This window comes from Dellaglioa sp. CoH-57-MRSF-18 (assembly GCF_056781995.1).
This window is the reverse complement of sequence record NZ_JBXAXX010000062.1, coordinates 1-523: the sequence shown is the minus strand read 5'-3', so window position 1 is coordinate 523 and position 523 is coordinate 1. Positions and strand designations below refer to the sequence as shown.

The 523-nt window shown below is 54.9% G+C and carries 1 protein-coding gene; it reads right to left on the bottom strand.

Annotated elements, in window-relative coordinates; all coding sequences use genetic code 11:
• A partial coding sequence (locus AC1RPG_RS08060) for a hypothetical protein (protein WP_481762480.1) occupies positions 1–523 on the bottom strand: 523 nt, incomplete at both ends.

Genomic DNA, 523 nt, shown 5'->3' with positions numbered 1-523 from the left:
ATGTTGACGGGTAGCCGTGCAACATCTGGGCTCGTTGGCAAATTCAACAGATCGTTATACGAGCCGGTAACGGCCACGGTCGCCAATTTTCCTGACGACAAGTTGCCTGCGGTTTGAGCCGTTGACGTAAGGATCACGCCACCTAGTGCCGATGTCGTGGCAATAGGCAACGAGTACGGAACCGGCTTGTTCGTCAGATCGTTGTAGCTGCCTGATGTTGCTACAGTGGCAAACCCAGTAATGTCGGTTGCTGTCAGCGTCACGGTTCCCGTCTTACCGTTCACGGACGTGACGTTCGAACCAGAGTTCGCAATCCGCGTCCACACGTTGTTGGAGACCAGTGCCAAGTCACCAACGGCCCATGTACTGATGCCGTCGATAGATGTTGAGCCTGCAACAGAAACCACGTAGTACGAACCATTTGCCTGAGCAGTACCGCCAGCAACGCCGCCGTTAGCTAGAACCGGGCTGTTTGCGTTCGCATCCCAGTTTCCTTTGTAAGACAGGCCGCCCGAGATAGATG